This window comes from Aeromonas bivalvium (assembly GCF_000819765.1).
Taxonomy (GTDB): domain Bacteria; phylum Pseudomonadota; class Gammaproteobacteria; order Enterobacterales; family Aeromonadaceae; genus Aeromonas; species Aeromonas bivalvium.
Genome location: NZ_CDBT01000008.1, coordinates 371,860 through 385,193, shown reverse-complemented (window position 1 = coordinate 385,193; position 13,334 = coordinate 371,860). Strand labels below are relative to the sequence as shown.

Annotated in this window: 14 protein-coding genes; 5 read left to right on the top strand and 9 right to left on the bottom strand. The window is 65.0% G+C overall.

The features are described from left to right. Positions 1 to 50: 50 nt before the first annotated feature. Both BN1119_RS02850 and cls read right to left on the bottom strand, forming a co-directional pair. Entirely contained in the window at positions 51 to 1,319 is a 1,269-nt protein-coding gene (locus tag BN1119_RS02850) for a DUF945 family protein (RefSeq protein ID WP_041993560.1), read from the bottom strand. Between the two features lie 75 nt (positions 1,320 to 1,394). Next, positions 1,395 to 2,876, bottom strand: coding sequence for a cardiolipin synthase (gene cls, locus BN1119_RS02845; protein WP_041993558.1), 1,482 nt, complete (start codon positions 2,874 to 2,876; stop codon positions 1,395 to 1,397). Positions 2,877 to 2,972: 96 nt separating this feature from the next. On the opposite strand from cls, the gene BN1119_RS02840 reads away from it, so the two are divergent. Then, positions 2,973 to 3,515: a YceB family lipoprotein gene (locus BN1119_RS02840; RefSeq protein ID WP_041993556.1), complete on the top strand. Its 543-nt coding sequence runs from the start codon at positions 2,973 to 2,975 to the stop codon at positions 3,513 to 3,515. On the opposite strand, the gene BN1119_RS02835 is transcribed toward BN1119_RS02840, so the two are convergent. Continuing rightward, the gene (locus BN1119_RS02835; protein ID WP_041993553.1) at positions 3,510 to 3,959 is read right to left on the bottom strand and encodes a GNAT family N-acetyltransferase; all 450 of its coding nucleotides are present in this window, start codon (positions 3,957 to 3,959) and stop codon (positions 3,510 to 3,512) included. The genes BN1119_RS02840 and BN1119_RS02835 overlap by 6 nt on opposite strands. A gap of 283 nt (positions 3,960 to 4,242) precedes the next feature. Here BN1119_RS02835 and BN1119_RS02830 point away from each other — a divergent pair, with 283 nt between their 5' ends. Further along, positions 4,243 to 4,914 carry a lytic transglycosylase domain-containing protein gene (locus tag BN1119_RS02830; protein WP_041993550.1) on the top strand — a complete coding sequence of 224 codons (672 nt, stop codon included), beginning with the start codon at positions 4,243 to 4,245 and terminating at the stop codon, positions 4,912 to 4,914. A 66-nt stretch (positions 4,915 to 4,980) separates the two neighbouring features. Here BN1119_RS02830 and aqpZ read toward each other — a convergent pair whose 3' ends face one another. The 3 genes from aqpZ to BN1119_RS02815 all read right to left on the bottom strand — a co-directional run bounded on the left by aqpZ (position 4,981) and on the right by BN1119_RS02815 (position 8,265). Beyond that, positions 4,981 to 5,670, bottom strand: a complete 690-nt coding sequence (gene aqpZ / locus BN1119_RS02825) for an aquaporin Z (RefSeq protein ID WP_041993547.1) — start codon at positions 5,668 to 5,670, stop codon at positions 4,981 to 4,983. 282 nt (positions 5,671 to 5,952) lie between these two features. After that, the gene (gene ruvC, locus BN1119_RS02820; RefSeq protein ID WP_041993544.1) at positions 5,953 to 6,474 is read right to left on the bottom strand and encodes a crossover junction endodeoxyribonuclease RuvC; all 522 of its coding nucleotides are present in this window, start codon (positions 6,472 to 6,474) and stop codon (positions 5,953 to 5,955) included. A 117-nt stretch (positions 6,475 to 6,591) separates the two neighbouring features. Next, positions 6,592 to 8,265 carry a sigma-54-dependent Fis family transcriptional regulator gene (locus tag BN1119_RS02815; RefSeq protein WP_041993542.1) on the bottom strand — a complete coding sequence of 558 codons (1,674 nt, stop codon included), beginning with the start codon at positions 8,263 to 8,265 and terminating at the stop codon, positions 6,592 to 6,594. A gap of 236 nt (positions 8,266 to 8,501) precedes the next feature. Between BN1119_RS02815 and exaC the strand changes: the two genes are divergently transcribed. Next, complete coding sequence (gene exaC, locus BN1119_RS02810) at positions 8,502 to 10,019, top strand: acetaldehyde dehydrogenase ExaC (protein WP_041993539.1); 1,518 nt, start codon at positions 8,502 to 8,504, stop codon at positions 10,017 to 10,019. 51 nt (positions 10,020 to 10,070) lie between these two features. Here the strand turns inward: exaC and BN1119_RS02805 are convergent, their stop codons facing one another. Further along, positions 10,071 to 10,865, bottom strand: a complete 795-nt coding sequence (locus BN1119_RS02805; RefSeq protein WP_041993537.1) for an AraC family transcriptional regulator — start codon at positions 10,863 to 10,865, stop codon at positions 10,071 to 10,073. A gap of 96 nt (positions 10,866 to 10,961) precedes the next feature. On the opposite strand from BN1119_RS02805, the gene BN1119_RS02800 reads away from it, so the two are divergent. Next, positions 10,962 to 11,849, top strand: coding sequence for a DMT family transporter (locus tag BN1119_RS02800; protein ID WP_041993534.1), 888 nt, complete (start codon positions 10,962 to 10,964; stop codon positions 11,847 to 11,849). A gap of 145 nt (positions 11,850 to 11,994) precedes the next feature. On the opposite strand, the gene BN1119_RS02795 is transcribed toward BN1119_RS02800, so the two are convergent. Next, the gene (locus tag BN1119_RS02795) at positions 11,995 to 12,756 is read right to left on the bottom strand and encodes an aldo/keto reductase (RefSeq protein WP_244463667.1); all 762 of its coding nucleotides are present in this window, start codon (positions 12,754 to 12,756) and stop codon (positions 11,995 to 11,997) included. Positions 12,757 to 12,788: 32 nt separating this feature from the next. Then, positions 12,789 to 12,977 (bottom strand): aldo/keto reductase, encoded by a 189-nt coding sequence (locus BN1119_RS20815; protein WP_244463666.1) that lies wholly within the window; start codon positions 12,975 to 12,977, stop codon positions 12,789 to 12,791. A 99-nt stretch (positions 12,978 to 13,076) separates the two neighbouring features. Between BN1119_RS20815 and BN1119_RS02790 the strand changes: the two genes are divergently transcribed. Beyond that, positions 13,077 to 13,334: helix-turn-helix domain-containing protein (locus tag BN1119_RS02790; RefSeq protein WP_041993531.1), on the top strand; the 258-nt coding region annotated here is incomplete at its 3' end.

The following is a 13,334-nucleotide window of genomic DNA, read 5'->3' as shown; positions in this document are numbered from 1 at the left end:
TACGGGCCTTTTTTCATGGGGTGCTTCTGGTGAGGGCCATGGGGCCCAGCTCAGAGCGGCAGTTCGTTGACCGTGAGTCTGCCCTGCTGCAGCTTGAGCTCGGCCTTGAGGTCGCTCTGCTGTGGCTTGAGGTAGCCGAGTTGCTGGAGCTGCTGCAGCATGGGGGCCAGCTGAGGCACCGCCTCCCCCATTCCCTCGCTCAGACTGAGCTGGAGCAGGCCGGAGAGCGCCTTCACGCCCTCCTGCTCCTCTGCCAGTGTGGCCAGGCTGGTCGGCGCCAGGGTCAGCTCTCCCGACAGGGAGGCGGGCTCGCCATTGAGCCGTGAGCTCAATTCGGTCAGGGTCAGGGTCAGGCCACGGCCCAGCACCCGATCCAGCGCCTCCATCAGGGCCTGCTGATCCAGGCTGCTCTGGGCGCTCAGCTCCTGCAATGCCTGGTAACCCGCCAGATCCAGCCCCCTGACCTCGAGGTCGAGGCGGGCATCGGTCAGGGCGAGTCTGTCGCTGTCATTGGCCATGTCCATGGCCGCCAGCTGGATCTGATAATGGTTGGACAGGGTTTCGGCCGCCTCCCCTTCCAGCTGGCTCTGGCTGGTCAGCCGTTGCAGGGAGACATTGACCCCTTCCTGGGGCTGGGTCAGGGAGAAGGTCTCCAGCGCCATCTCGCTCTGGGGCGAGAGCCAGTTGCCGTTGACCTCCCTCAGCTCGGCGCTGCCCCTCAGCTGGCTCAGCACCATATCTGCCTGGCTCTGGGTTTCATGCAGCGTCATGCCGGCCCAGTCGAGGGCCATGTATCCATTGCCCGCAAGATCGCCGCTGTAATCCGCCTGCAATGGCTGGAACGTCATCTGGCCCTGCTCGTGCTTGAGGCTGAATGCCCCTATGTCCAGCTTGCTCTGATTATCCCGGGTCCAGAGGTTGGTGAGGCTGGTCAGGGTCAGGCGCCACTCCTTGAGCCCCTGGGCCGCCAGCAGGGGGGCCAGCGAGCCCTGCTCGGTATCGAGCAGGATCTCGTTTCTGACATAGAGGGGAAGGATCAAGCCCTTCACCTTGAACGCCAGCACGATGGGTTCGGCCTGGCTCAGTTCTTCATCGAGCCGGGCCAGGGCCGCCGGGCCTATCACCAGCTGCATCTCCCCATCGCGCCGCCACAGGGTGCTGCGCCCAGGTTGCCACTGCAACGCGATCCCGCTCTGCTCACGCAGGGTGACGATCTGCTCGGCCAACTGGCGATCGAACGCCTGGCCGGTCATCCAGCAAGCCCCCAACCCCACCCCTGCCAGCGCCGCACCGGCGACGCCCCATACCCACTTTTTCATCCCATTGTCCGTTTTCAGCACGTCTTGTCAGGCACTTTACGGGGCTAACCTCGCGCCAGCAAGAACGGCGCATCCTTACAGCAGCGGGCTGAAGAGGTAAAAGATGTTTTCCATGACCCGTTTGTACCAGGGGCGGGCGCGCCACTGGGCGAGGGTCATGGGGGTTGCTTCGCTCATATAGCCTTCCACCAGCTTGCTCAACTCGCCGACGAACTCGGGGTTGTCCACCAGCAGGGTCACCTCGAAGTTGAGCCAGAGGCTGCGCCTGTCCAGGTTGACCGTGCCCACCAGGGCAAAGTCGTCGTCCACCAGCACGCTCTTGGTATGCAGCAGGCCGGCATCGTAGCGATACACCTCCACCCCGGCCTCCAGCAGCTCCTCCATGAAGGCGTTGCAGGCATGATTCGCCATCAGGGAGTCGTTGCGGGCCGGCAGGATCAGCTGCACCTGCACTCCTCGCGCCGCCGCCGAGGAGAGGGCCGCCGCCAGGGGATCATCGGGCACGAAGTAGGGGGTCGTCAGCACCAGGTGGTGACGGGCCTGATAGATGGCGAGCAGCAGGCTCTGCTGGATGCAATCGCCGCCAACGAAGGGGCCGGATGGGATCAACTGGGCACGATAATTGTTCTGGGGCCAGGACTCGGGCTCGTGCTGCAGGCTGTCGAGCAGGCGTTCCCCCGTCTCCATCTCCCAGTCCCACACGAAGATGGACCACATCAGCGGCACTATGGGCCCCTGCACCCGAATCATGATGTCGACCCACTGGCCAACCCCGGCGTTCTGCTTGAAGAAGCGGGGATCCACCATGTTCATCGAGCCTGTGTAGCCCACCCGATCGTCTATCACCACCAGCTTGCGGTGCATGCGCAGATCCTGACGCTGGAAGGGGATGCGCCAGGCGCCGACCGGCAGCACCTCCACCAGCTTGACCCCGGCCTTGCGCAGCGCCTTGGGCCAGGCGGAGCGAAAGAAGCCCTTGCTGCCCACCGAATCGAGCAGCAGACGACAATCCACGCCGCGCTGTGCCACCTCGCACAAGGCCTCGCACACCTCGTCCGCCCAGCCCCCCGGGTGCCAGATGTAGAACTCCAGGTAGCAGGATTGGGTGGAATGGCGGATGTCCTGGGCTATCTCCCGCAGGATGGATTCGGGCTGACTCAGCAAGGTCATGCGATTGCCCGAGAGCATGGGCATGGCGAGCCGCCCCTGGATCAGGTCATGCAGCGGTTGCGCCTTCTCGCCCACCTCGCAGGCGTGCTCGGGAAAGAGGCGGGCCAGCTGGCGGATCCACTTGGCATAAGGGCGATACATGGCCTGGGCCCGCTCGGCGCGGCGCTTGCCCAGACGCACCTCGCCAAACAGCACGTAGAACCCCACCCCGGCAAACGGGATGGCGTAGATGAGGGCGAGCCAGGCGAGGGAGACACCGATGGGACGCCGTTTCATCACCACCCGCAGGGAGACGCCGGCGACGATGACGGTGTGAAACAGCAGCAGCAACAGACCCAAGAAGCGGGAAAACAGCAGATGAAGATCATATTCCAGGGTGTTGAACACGGAAGCTCCTTTGGAGATGGGGTGGGGCGGCCAGGAGATCCCGCCGAGCTGGGATGATATGCTGTCGGGCCAATTCCATTCAATCAGGACACAAGCATGATCCTGCACACCATGCTGCTCAGCCTGGCCATGTTAGGGCAAGGCTCATATGACATCAATGAACAGCAGATCAATCAGTACCTGCAATCCCAGGTCCAGGTGGACAAGCAGCTGGAGCTGCCCGGCATCATCAAGGCTCACGTCAAGCTCGAGCAGAGCGATGTCCAGATAGGACGCCAGAGCCCGGATACGGCCCGGGTCTTTGGCAAGGGCAAGCTCAACGTCAGCCTGCCGGACAACACCCAGTATGACGCCCACCTCACCATGACCTACGAGGCCAGGCCAAGGTATGACAAGGCTCAGGGCGCCCTGTTTCTCGACAACATGAAACTGATCGAATACAAGCTGGAACCCTTGGCGGCGGAGCAGAAGTTCGGCTTCATGCTCAACATGCTGCTCAAGAGCATGGAGAAGCGACTGGAGACCCAGCCCGTCTATCGTCTGGACGACAAGGATCCCCAGCAGGCCTGGCTCAAGGAGAATCTTGTCGGTCTGGAGCTGACGCCGGGCACCATACACCTGCTGACCAAGGGATCATGAGGGCAGGGCACACGCTTCGGCTTCGGGATGGCGGATCAGCAGCTCTATCTGATATCCCTGCCGATGCTGCTTGATGAAATGGGCATGGAGGGGCCCCTTGAGCTCCTCCAGTGCCAGTGCGACAAACCCCACCTTGTGGTAGAAGGGCTGCTCGAACGGCAGGGCATGGCAGACGATGGGTTTGCTGACGAGATCGCGGCACGCCAGCGCGAGCAGGCGCGAACCCAGCCCCAGAGACTGGTAATGGGGTAGCAGGCGAAACCCGCACAGGTGGTAATACTCTTCCTCTTCCCGCAGCCGCACGGCGCCCACCAGCCAGTGCGCGTCGCGCACCACGAACACCCGCTCGCTCAGATCGGGCACATAGTAGGAGAATGTGGTTTCGTAGTAGTCCCTGATCAGGGACAGGTCCGCATCACAATACTCTTCGAACGTGAGCTCCATGGCTCGGCCATCCATCACACCACACTCCCCTGCCCGCACTGCAGCTGTCGACAACCCCAGACCGGTCTGATCAGACCAGCCAGCGGGAGAAGATAACACGGGGCTGAGCGACAAAACAGCCGGCACTGCGCGGTTTGTGAATAAGCGCGGATCCCCCCGCTCGCGGCCGGCATCCGTGGTGCTGCCGGCGGCATCCCGCACCGCAGCAAGTCCCTTGTTCTTCCCGGGCCAGGCTGCTTTACTCAACGGGCATGGATGCAAGGAGAGACCCGTGAACACAAGGATGTCGCTCACCCTCATACTCGTCATCGGCCTGCCTGTCTGGGCCCAGTCCCCTCCCCCTGCCGAGGTGGTGATGGTCGGGGCCCAGGCCCGGGAGCCCGCGCCCGGCAAGCCGTTTCAGGTCTACAAGTCGCAACAGCGCAATGGCGTGACGCGCTATTCGGACATCAAGCCGGAAGAGGGGCACTACGAGGTGATGCAGTTCAACGACTGCTTCGCCTGCAACCCCAAATCCAGGGTCGACTGGAACACCACCGGCCTCTTCCTCCATGACTACGCCAGCACCATACAAGCCGCGGCGCACGCCTATGAGGTGGAGCCGGCCCTGATCCGCGCCCTGATCCACGCCGAGTCGGCCTTCAACCCCGTCGCCGTCTCGCGCAAGGGGGCCATGGGCCTCACCCAGCTGATGCCCGCCACCGCCCGCGAGCTGGGGGTGGGCAACCCGCTGCTGGCGGAGCAGAACATCTTCGGCGGGGTCAAATACCTCGCCGGCCTGCTCAAGCAATACAAGGGAGATGTGGCCCTGGCCAGCGCCGCCTACAATGCCGGCGCTGGCGCCGTGCAAAAATATGGCGGCATCCCCCCCTATGCCGAGACCCGGGCCTATGTCCATCGGGTGCAACTGCTGCATCAGCGCTACCTCACCGTGATGAAGGCCAAGGGACTCTGATCTCCCCATCAACACGAAAAAAACACGCCGGATGGCGTGTTTTTTCGATGCACGGATAAATCCGGGTTATTTCTGCTCGGTCGCCACCAGGCGATAGGCCAGTGCCCCCAGGATGCCGCCCACGATAGGCGCCACCCAGAACAGCCACAGCTGGCTCACCGCCCAGTCTCCCACGAACAGGGCAACGCCAGTGCTGCGCGCCGGGTTGACCGAGGTGTTGGTCACCGGGATGCTGATCAGGTGGATCAGGGTCAGGCACAGACCGATGGCGATGGGGGCAAAGCCCGCCGGTGCCCGGCTGTCGGTGGCCCCCATGATGACGAACAGGAAGAAGGCGGTCATCACCACTTCACACACCAGTGCCGCCAGCATGGAGTAGCCACCGGGGGAGTGCTCACCGAAGCCGTTGGAGGCAAACCCGCCACTGACATCGAAACCGGCCTGACCGCTGGCGATCACGAACAAGACGGCACCGGCCGCGATCCCGCCCAATACCTGGGCCACTATGTAAGGGGCGACACCGGAGGCCGGGAAGCGGCCACCGGCCCACAGGCCAACGGTCACCGCCGGATTGAGGTGGCAACCCGAGATGTGACCGATGGCAAACGCCATGGTCAGCACGGTCAGACCAAACGCCAGGGAGACCCCGAGCAGACCGATACCCACATCCGGAAATGCCGCCGCCAGCACGGCGCTGCCACACCCGCCCAGCACCAGCCAAAAGGTGCCCAAAAACTCTGCTGCATATGGTCTCACGATAATTCTCCTGATTGATCAATCTCTTCTATGGCAAGAGCCTCACAAGGGGCCGCCATCTCAGCAAGTGTATTATCGGGATATGAAGACGAATGACGAGCTACCCAGTTTCCGGCAAAAGTGTGACACCCATCACAAGTTATTGTTCTTACAGCGATATATCCACAATATGAAAAAGGGATTGAACAATGGCGTCGGGGGAGAGCGACAAGAGGTGTCCAAATGAATCAAAAAACCGTCAGAAGCGGGCTGGAACCCGCCACTGGACGGGGCGCCAGCAGCCTATCGGTAGCGACCCCGCGCGGCCCCGGAGACCCGGCCCGCCATCTTGATCAGACTCTGGCGCGTATGGAAATGGCACAGGGCGACGCCGAGGGCATCGGCGGCATCGGCCTGAGGAGTGGCGGAGAGCTTGAGCAGATGAGTCACCATGTGCTGCACCTGCTCCTTGGCGGCGCCCCCCGTTCCCACCACGGCCTGCTTGATCTGGGTCGCCGAATATTCACTCACCGGCAGATATGCGTTCACCGCCGCGACGATGGCACTGCCACGGGCCTGCCCCAGCTTGAGGGCCGAGTCCGCATTGCGGGCCATGAAGACACGCTCGATGGCAAACTCGTCAGGCTTGAACTGGGTAATGATCTCGCAGACGCCGTCATAGACCTGCTTGAGCCGCTCTGGCAGCTCGCCACAGTCGGTGCGGATACAACCGGACCCCAGGTAGCTGGCCTTGCCGGCAACGATACGAATGACGCCGTAGCCGGTGATCCGCGAGCCAGGATCGATTCCCAAAATGATACTCATGACAGCCGTTGTTCCAAAAAACCATGATGGGCGCCAAGATAGCAAACTCGAGGCCCCTGCGCTTGCCCAAGCCATCACTCAGGTGCGCTGGCAGGCGAAAATCCGGCTGCGCCTCCCCTATTCCCGCCCCTCCCTCGCGAGGTGGCGATAGAAGGTGGTGCGGCTGATGCCAAGCCGGCGCGCTGCCTCGCTCACGTTGCCGCCGCACTCTGCCAGGGTCTGCTGCACCCGCTGCCGGCTCTGCTCGCGCAGGGTGCTCCCTCCCTGAGGTGAGCTCTGCCCCCCCGCCACGGCGGGTAGATGCAGATGGGCGGGGTCAATCCAGCCCTGCCCCTCCGCCAGCACGCAGGCCACTTCCAGCGCCTGCTTGAGCTGGCGCACGTTGCCGGGCAGGGGGTGGGCCAGCAGCCTCTGCTCCGCCTGCGGCGTCAGTTGCAGGGCCGGGTCCATCTGGGCGAGCAGGTTCAGGATCAGCCCCTGGCGCTCGGGCACCGGCCAGGCCCGCAGCGGCGCCAGTTGCTGGCGCCAGCCGCAGATGCGGTAGTAGAGATCTTCGCGAAACGTCCCGGCCGCCACCATGGCCGCCAGATCCCGATGGCTGGCGCTCACCAGCCAGAAATCCACCGGCTCGGGTCTGTGGCTGCCCACCGGGGTGACGACGCGCTCCTGCAACACTCGCAGCAGCCGGGTCTGGGCCGGGAGCGGCAACTCGCCAATTTCGTCCAGCATCAGGATTCCCCCATGGGCGGCGCGCAGATAACCCTGGCTGCCCTGGCTGCGGGCACCGCTGAAGGCGCCCCCCACGTAGCCAAACAGCTCGGCCTCTACCAGCTCCGCCGGCAGGGCGCCGCAGTTGACGCACACCAGAGGCCGCTCCCGACGGCTCGATCTGGCGTGCAGGGTGCGCACCAGGTGCTCCTTGCCGCTGCCGGTCTCCCCCTCGATGAGCAGGGAGATGCCGCGCTCCAGCATCTTGAGGGGCACCCCGGCGGTGGCGGACGGCGTTGCCGGCAGGGACTGGGTTTCGGTTTTAATCACCACGGGATCGGGCACCAGCCGCAATCCGCGTCGATCCCGCAGCAACTGCTGGCCGTCGAAGGGGTGTTGGCCGAGCCAGAGTCGGCCTGCCCGGTTGGCCCCGAGCAGCTCGCCCCCCTCCCCCAGCAGCAGGCGGGCGGACCAGAGGCTCTGGGGATCGAGATCCACCAGCCAGCCCGGCTGGCGCGCCAACAGGGCGTTTTCCAGGGTCATGGCCAGGAGCCGCACCGTGCCCAGCATGTCGCCGTCGTGATGGGCCGCATCGGTGGAGATGTCGAGCACGCCGAGCAGTTGCCCGTCCGGCCCGAGCAGGGGGCAGGCGCTGCAACTGAGGAAGCTGTGCTGGGCGAAGAAGTGCTGGGCCCCCAGCACCTGCACCTCGCTCTGTTCGGCCAGCGCGGTACCGATGGCGTTGGTGCCCTTGCTCGCCTCACCCCAGCGGGCGCCGCTGCGCAAAAAGATCCGCTCGGCATGGCGGGCAAACCGGTCGTCTCCACTGACAGCCAGAATGGCCCCCTCACCGTCGCACAGCAGCAGGCGACAGGGCCTGCCCGCCAGCAACTGGGCAAACAGCGGCAGCACGAAGCGCTGAAAACAGGTAATCAGCGTCCTGTGTTCCTCCTGGCGAGCCGACAACTCCCCCTGGGGCAGCAAGTCCAGCTCGGCGCTCTGCTGGCGCAGCAGGCCCTGATGCAGGCAGCGCTGCCAGGAGCGCTGGATCGGGCTGGGACTGGGTTGAAGTGACTCACTCATCACGCCTCCTGTTCACAAAGGGCACAGTGTCACGGCCACTGTCCAGAAACGGCACAGTCTCATCGGCACCACCGCGGTCACTGGTTAATCAAGATACGCCGCCGCACCCCGTTTGATAACGTTTTTGTAACTTTTCGCCCTCTGGTCAGACCCTCTGGCACGGCCCTTGCGATACGGAGAAGCAACCGGACTGCCCGCCAGGCCGGTCAGGACCACACACACATAAGGATGATGAGATGATTTATACCGCTCCCGGTCAGGCAGGTGCCCTGGTCAGCTTCAAATCCCGTTACGACAACTTCATCGGTGGCGACTGGGTGGCGCCGCGCGCCGGCCGCTATTTCGAGAACATCTCGCCGGTGGATGGCCGGGTGTTCTGCGAGGTGGCCAGATCCGACGCCGCCGACATCGAGCTGGCGCTGGACGCGGCCCACAAGGCGTTCGCCAGCTGGAGCAAGACCAGCGTCACCGAGCGCAGCAACCTGCTGCTGCGCATCGCCGATCGCATCGAGCAGAACATAGAGGTGCTCGCCATCGCCGAGACCTGGGAGAACGGCAAGGCGGTGCGCGAAACCCTGGCCGCGGATCTCCCCCTGGTGGTGGATCACTTCCGCTACTTCGCCGGCTGCATCCGCGCCCAGGAGGGCTCCGCCGCCGAGCTGGACCAGAACACCGTCAGCTACCACTTCAAGGAGCCCATCGGCGTGGTCGGCCAGATCATCCCGTGGAACTTCCCCCTGCTGATGGCCGCCTGGAAGCTGGCCCCGGTACTGGCCGCCGGTTGCTGCAGCGTGCTCAAGCCCGCCGAGCAGACCCCGGTCACCATCATGCTGATGATGGATCTCATCAAGGACATTCTGCCCCCCGGCGTGGTCAACGTGGTCAACGGCTTCGGCGCCGAGGCGGGCCAGGCGCTCGCCACCAGCGACCGGATCCAGAAGCTGGCCTTCACCGGATCCACCGAGGTGGGGGCCCATATACTGCGCTGCGCCGCCGACAAGCTCATTCCCTCCACCGTGGAGCTCGGCGGCAAGTCCCCCAACATCTACTTCGCCGACGTGATGCAGCACGAGAGCAGCTACATCGACAAGGCGGTGGAAGGGATGCTGATGACCTTCTTCAACCAGGGCGAGGTGTGCACCTGCCCCTCCCGCGCCCTGGTGCAGGAGAGCATCTATGACGACTTCATGGACCGTGTGCTGGCCCGCGCCCGCAACATCGTGCAGGGCAACCCCCTCGACACCACTACCCAGGTCGGCGCCCAGGCGTCCCGCGAGCAGTTCGACAAGATCCTGAGCTATATGGAGATCGGCCGCGGCGAAGGGGCAAAAATGCTGATCGGCGGCGGCCCGGCCAAGGTGAGCGGGCTGGAGGGGGGCTTCTACATCCAGCCCACCATCTTCCACGGCCAGAACAAGATGCGGGTGTTCCAGGAGGAGATCTTCGGGCCGGCGCTCGGGGTCACCACCTTCAAGGACGAGGCGGATGCGCTGGCCATTGCCAACGACACCCAGTACGGGTTGGGGGCGGGCTTGTGGACCCGGGACAGCAACCTGGCCTGGCGCATGGGGCGTGGCATCCAGGCCGGTCGGGTCTGGGTCAACTGCTACCACGCCTACCCGGCCCACGCGGCCTTCGGCGGCTACAAGAAGTCAGGGATCGGCCGCGAGACCCACAAGATGATGCTGGACCACTACCAGAACACCAAGAACCTGCTGGTGAGCCACGACATCAACCCGCTCGGCTTCTTCTAAGCCCATCCCATGATCCACAAGGGCGCCTGCGGGCGCCCTTTTTCATGCGGTTCAGGCCACGGGTTGGGCCAGCTGCTGGCGATAGCGCTGGGGGGCGCAGCCCTGTTCGCGCTGGAACATGGCGATGAAGGCCGAGGTGGAGGCGTAACCGAGGCGCCAGGCGATCTCCTGCACCGGCATCTCCCCCCGCAGCCAGTCCAGCGCCTTCACCAGCCGCAGCCGGGTACGCCACTGGCCGAGGCTCATGCCAAGCTCCTTCTGGCAGCGCCGCGCCAGGGTGCGCTCCGTGGTGTGCAGCGCCCTGGCCCACTCCACCAGCGTGCGGTTGTCCTCCGGCGCCGCCTGCAACGCCGCCAGCAGGGGGGCCAGCAGGCGATCCCGGCTCTGGGGCAGGTAGCTCGGCTGGCAGCGGGTGCGGGCCAGCTTCTCGATGAAGAGCGCCCCCTGGCGCGCATCCCACTCGTCCTCCATGTGACCGACCCGGCGCTGGGTGAAATCCTCCAGCAGGGCCCGCAGCAAGGGGGTGAGGGCCAGCAGCTGGGGCTCCGCTGGCAGGCGCGGCGCCAGCGCGTGGCTCACGTAGATGGAGGTGTAATCCAGGGTCTGCTCGTTGAAGGCGCTGTGGGGCAGGTTGGCCGGCACCCAGATGAGGTAGTCCGGGGGCGCCACCAGCCGCTCTCCTCCCACCTCCACCACCATGACCCCCAGGCTGATGAGGCTGAGCTGGCCCCAGGGGTGGGCATGCTCGGCGCAGGCGTTGCCCCCCTGGATCTGGCTGTAGCGAAAGTAGAGGGGATTGGGGTCGGCCAGCAGGCGATCCTGCTCGGCCAGGGTGAGGGTGCCCATGCAGATTGTCCCAAAGCGGTTATGACATGTCTTATTTACGCTACTTGCCTCGTTCAAGACAAGGCTAGACTCTCGTCATCGTATCAAGGAGTGCCTATGCCCTTTCTCTTCCCCCTGCTCGCCATCCTGATCTGGGCCGCCAATACCGTGGTCTCCAAGGCCGCCGCCGGCGTGCTGGATCCCGCCGCCATCTCCTTCTACCGCTGGGTGCTCGCCGCCCTCGCGCTCTCTCCCTTCTGCCTGCCGCAGCTGTGGCGCCGCCGGCGCGATCTCCGCCCCTGGCTCGGCAAGCTGCTGGTGCTGGCAGCCCTTGGCATGGTGCTCTTCCAGTGCCTCGCCTACTACGCCGCCCACAGCACCTCGGCCACCAACATGGGGGTCATAGGCTCACTGATCCCGCTGCTCACCCTGCTCATCGGGGCCTGCTGCTTTGGCCAGAAGCCGGGCAAGCAGGCGCTGCTCGGCATGAGCCTCTCCCTGTTCGGGGTGCTCTGGCTGCTGGGTCAGGGCAACCCCCTGGCGCTGCTGCACAGCGGCATCAACCCCGGCGATGGCATGATGCTGCTGGGGGCGGCCAGCTATGCCCTCTATGGCCTGCTGATCCGCCGCTGGCAACTGCCGTTCGGCCCCTGGCTCAACCTCTACCTGCAGATCCTGCTGGCGGTGCTGCTGCTCATCCCGGTGGCCCTGAGTGCGGACTCCCTGGCGGTGCCTGCCGAAGGCTGGGGTCTGGTGCTGTTCGCCGGGCTCGCCTCCTCCATCTTCGCCGCCTACTGCTGGATGCGCGGCCTCGCCACCCTGGGGGCGGAGCGCACCTCGGTCTTCATGAACCTGATGCCCCTGTGCACGGCCCTCATCGCCGTCATCACCCTGGGAGAGCCCATTCACGGCTATCACCTGCTGGGGGGCGGCCTCATCCTGAGCGGGGTCATGCTCTCCCAGCTCAGGCCGAGGGTACGCCGCCCTCTGCCGGAAGGGGCATGATCCGGCCTGCACCATGAAAGAAGGGAGCCTCGGCTCCCTTCTTGCTGCCCTGGTCAGAGCAAATCTGACCTTGTCGCCATGGTGGCGTCTCATGGTGTCCTTGCCCCACAGCGCCCTCATGGGCAGCGAAGGCCCTTCGGGCCGCTCAGGCGTTCACCCCCTTCATTCCCTCGGCGGTGTAGCGCTCCCCCGCCACCGGCAGGGTACGGATGGCCTGGCCCAGGGCCCCGAGCTCCGCAGGGGAGAGGCGCACCGAGAGGGCGCCGAGGTTATCCTCCAGGTGGGTCAGGCGCCGGGTGCCGGGGATGGGCACTATCCCCTCCCACTGCGCCAGCAACCAGGCCAGGGCTATCTGAGCCGCCGAGCATCCCTTCTGCCGGGCCAAGGCCATGATCTCCTGCACCAGGGTGCGGTTGGTGGCGAGATTCTCCCCCTGAAACCATGGCAGACTGGCCCGAAAATCCCCCTCCTCGAACACCGCCTCCTGCTGGTAGCGCCCAGTCAGAAACCCGCGCCCCAGGGGAGAATAGGCCACCAGACCTATCCCCAGCTCCCGGCAGGCGGGGAGCACAGCTTCCTCCACCTCCCGGGTCCAGAGGGAGTATTCGGTCTGCACCGCCGCTACCGGGTGTACGGCATGGGCGCGCCTCAGGGTGGCCTCGCTCACCTCGCACAGGCCGATGCGGGCTATCTTGCCCTCCTGCACCAGCTGCGCCAGCCCGGCCATGGTCTCCTCGACGGGATGGGCCGGATCGAGCCTATGCACATAGTAGAGATCGATCTGCTCGATGCCGAGACGGCGCAGGGAGCCCTCGCAGCTCTGACGGGCATAGCGGGCACTGTTGTCGAGAGTGCGCCTGTACTCCCCGTGCTGGCGCACTATGCCGAACTTGGTGGCGACCTTCACCTGCCCCCGCCGGGTCGCGAGAAAGCGTCCGATCAGCGCCTCGTTATGGTGGGGCCGTACATGTCGGCGGTGTCGAGCAGGTCGATACCACGCTCCACCGCCTCCGCCAGCACCCGCAAGGAGGCGTCGTCGTCCCGCGGCCCATAAAACTCACTCATGCCCATGCAGCCGAGGCCCATGGCGGATACGTCCAGATCAGTTCCCAGTGTTCGTCGTTGCATCGCTTTTTCTCCCTGACAAGTTGCAGGGGAGTATGGTCTTCCGAAAATGAATGAGATATAGAGATAACTGGCAACCCATATTCCGATAATGGAAAGACTATGCACGATACCCTGCTCTGGGACGACGCCCGCGTCTTCCTGGCCATCGCCCGCAGCGGCACCCTGAGCGGTGCCGCCCACGCCCTTCCCATGGGGGTGGCCACCGTCTCCCGGCGCCTGGACAGGCTGGAGGCGGCCCTCGGCCTGCCCCTGTTCAGCCGCCACCAGCAGGGCTATCGTCTGACCGACGACGGGGAGGCCCTGCTGGAGCGGGCCGAGGCGCTGGAACATGCGGGACTGGCCTTTGGCGAGGCGGGG

What these genes read in the sequence shown, in the direction of transcription:
- BN1119_RS02805 (WP_041993537.1), bottom strand. Translation starts at nt 10,865, where the DNA reads ATGGGCACCCTCACCCTGGCCGAGCAGGATCGCCTGCTGGCCGACCCC.
- BN1119_RS02830 (WP_041993550.1), top strand. Translation starts at nt 4,243, where the DNA reads ATGTCGCTCACCCTCATACTCGTCATCGGCCTGCCTGTCTGGGCCCAG.
- BN1119_RS02815 (WP_041993542.1), bottom strand. Translation starts at nt 8,265, where the DNA reads ATGAGTGAGTCACTTCAACCCAGTCCCAGCCCGATCCAGCGCTCCTGG.
- BN1119_RS02800 (WP_041993534.1), top strand. Translation starts at nt 10,962, where the DNA reads ATGCCCTTTCTCTTCCCCCTGCTCGCCATCCTGATCTGGGCCGCCAAT.
- exaC (WP_041993539.1), top strand. Translation starts at nt 8,502, where the DNA reads ATGATTTATACCGCTCCCGGTCAGGCAGGTGCCCTGGTCAGCTTCAAA.
- BN1119_RS02835 (WP_041993553.1), bottom strand. Translation starts at nt 3,959, where the DNA reads ATGGAGCTCACGTTCGAAGAGTATTGTGATGCGGACCTGTCCCTGATC.
- BN1119_RS20815 (WP_244463666.1), bottom strand. Translation starts at nt 12,977, where the DNA reads ATGCAACGACGAACACTGGGAACTGATCTGGACGTATCCGCCATGGGC.
- ruvC (WP_041993544.1), bottom strand. Translation starts at nt 6,474, where the DNA reads ATGAGTATCATTTTGGGAATCGATCCTGGCTCGCGGATCACCGGCTAC.
- BN1119_RS02850 (WP_041993560.1), bottom strand. Translation starts at nt 1,319, where the DNA reads ATGAAAAAGTGGGTATGGGGCGTCGCCGGTGCGGCGCTGGCAGGGGTG.
- BN1119_RS02840 (WP_041993556.1), top strand. Translation starts at nt 2,973, where the DNA reads ATGATCCTGCACACCATGCTGCTCAGCCTGGCCATGTTAGGGCAAGGC.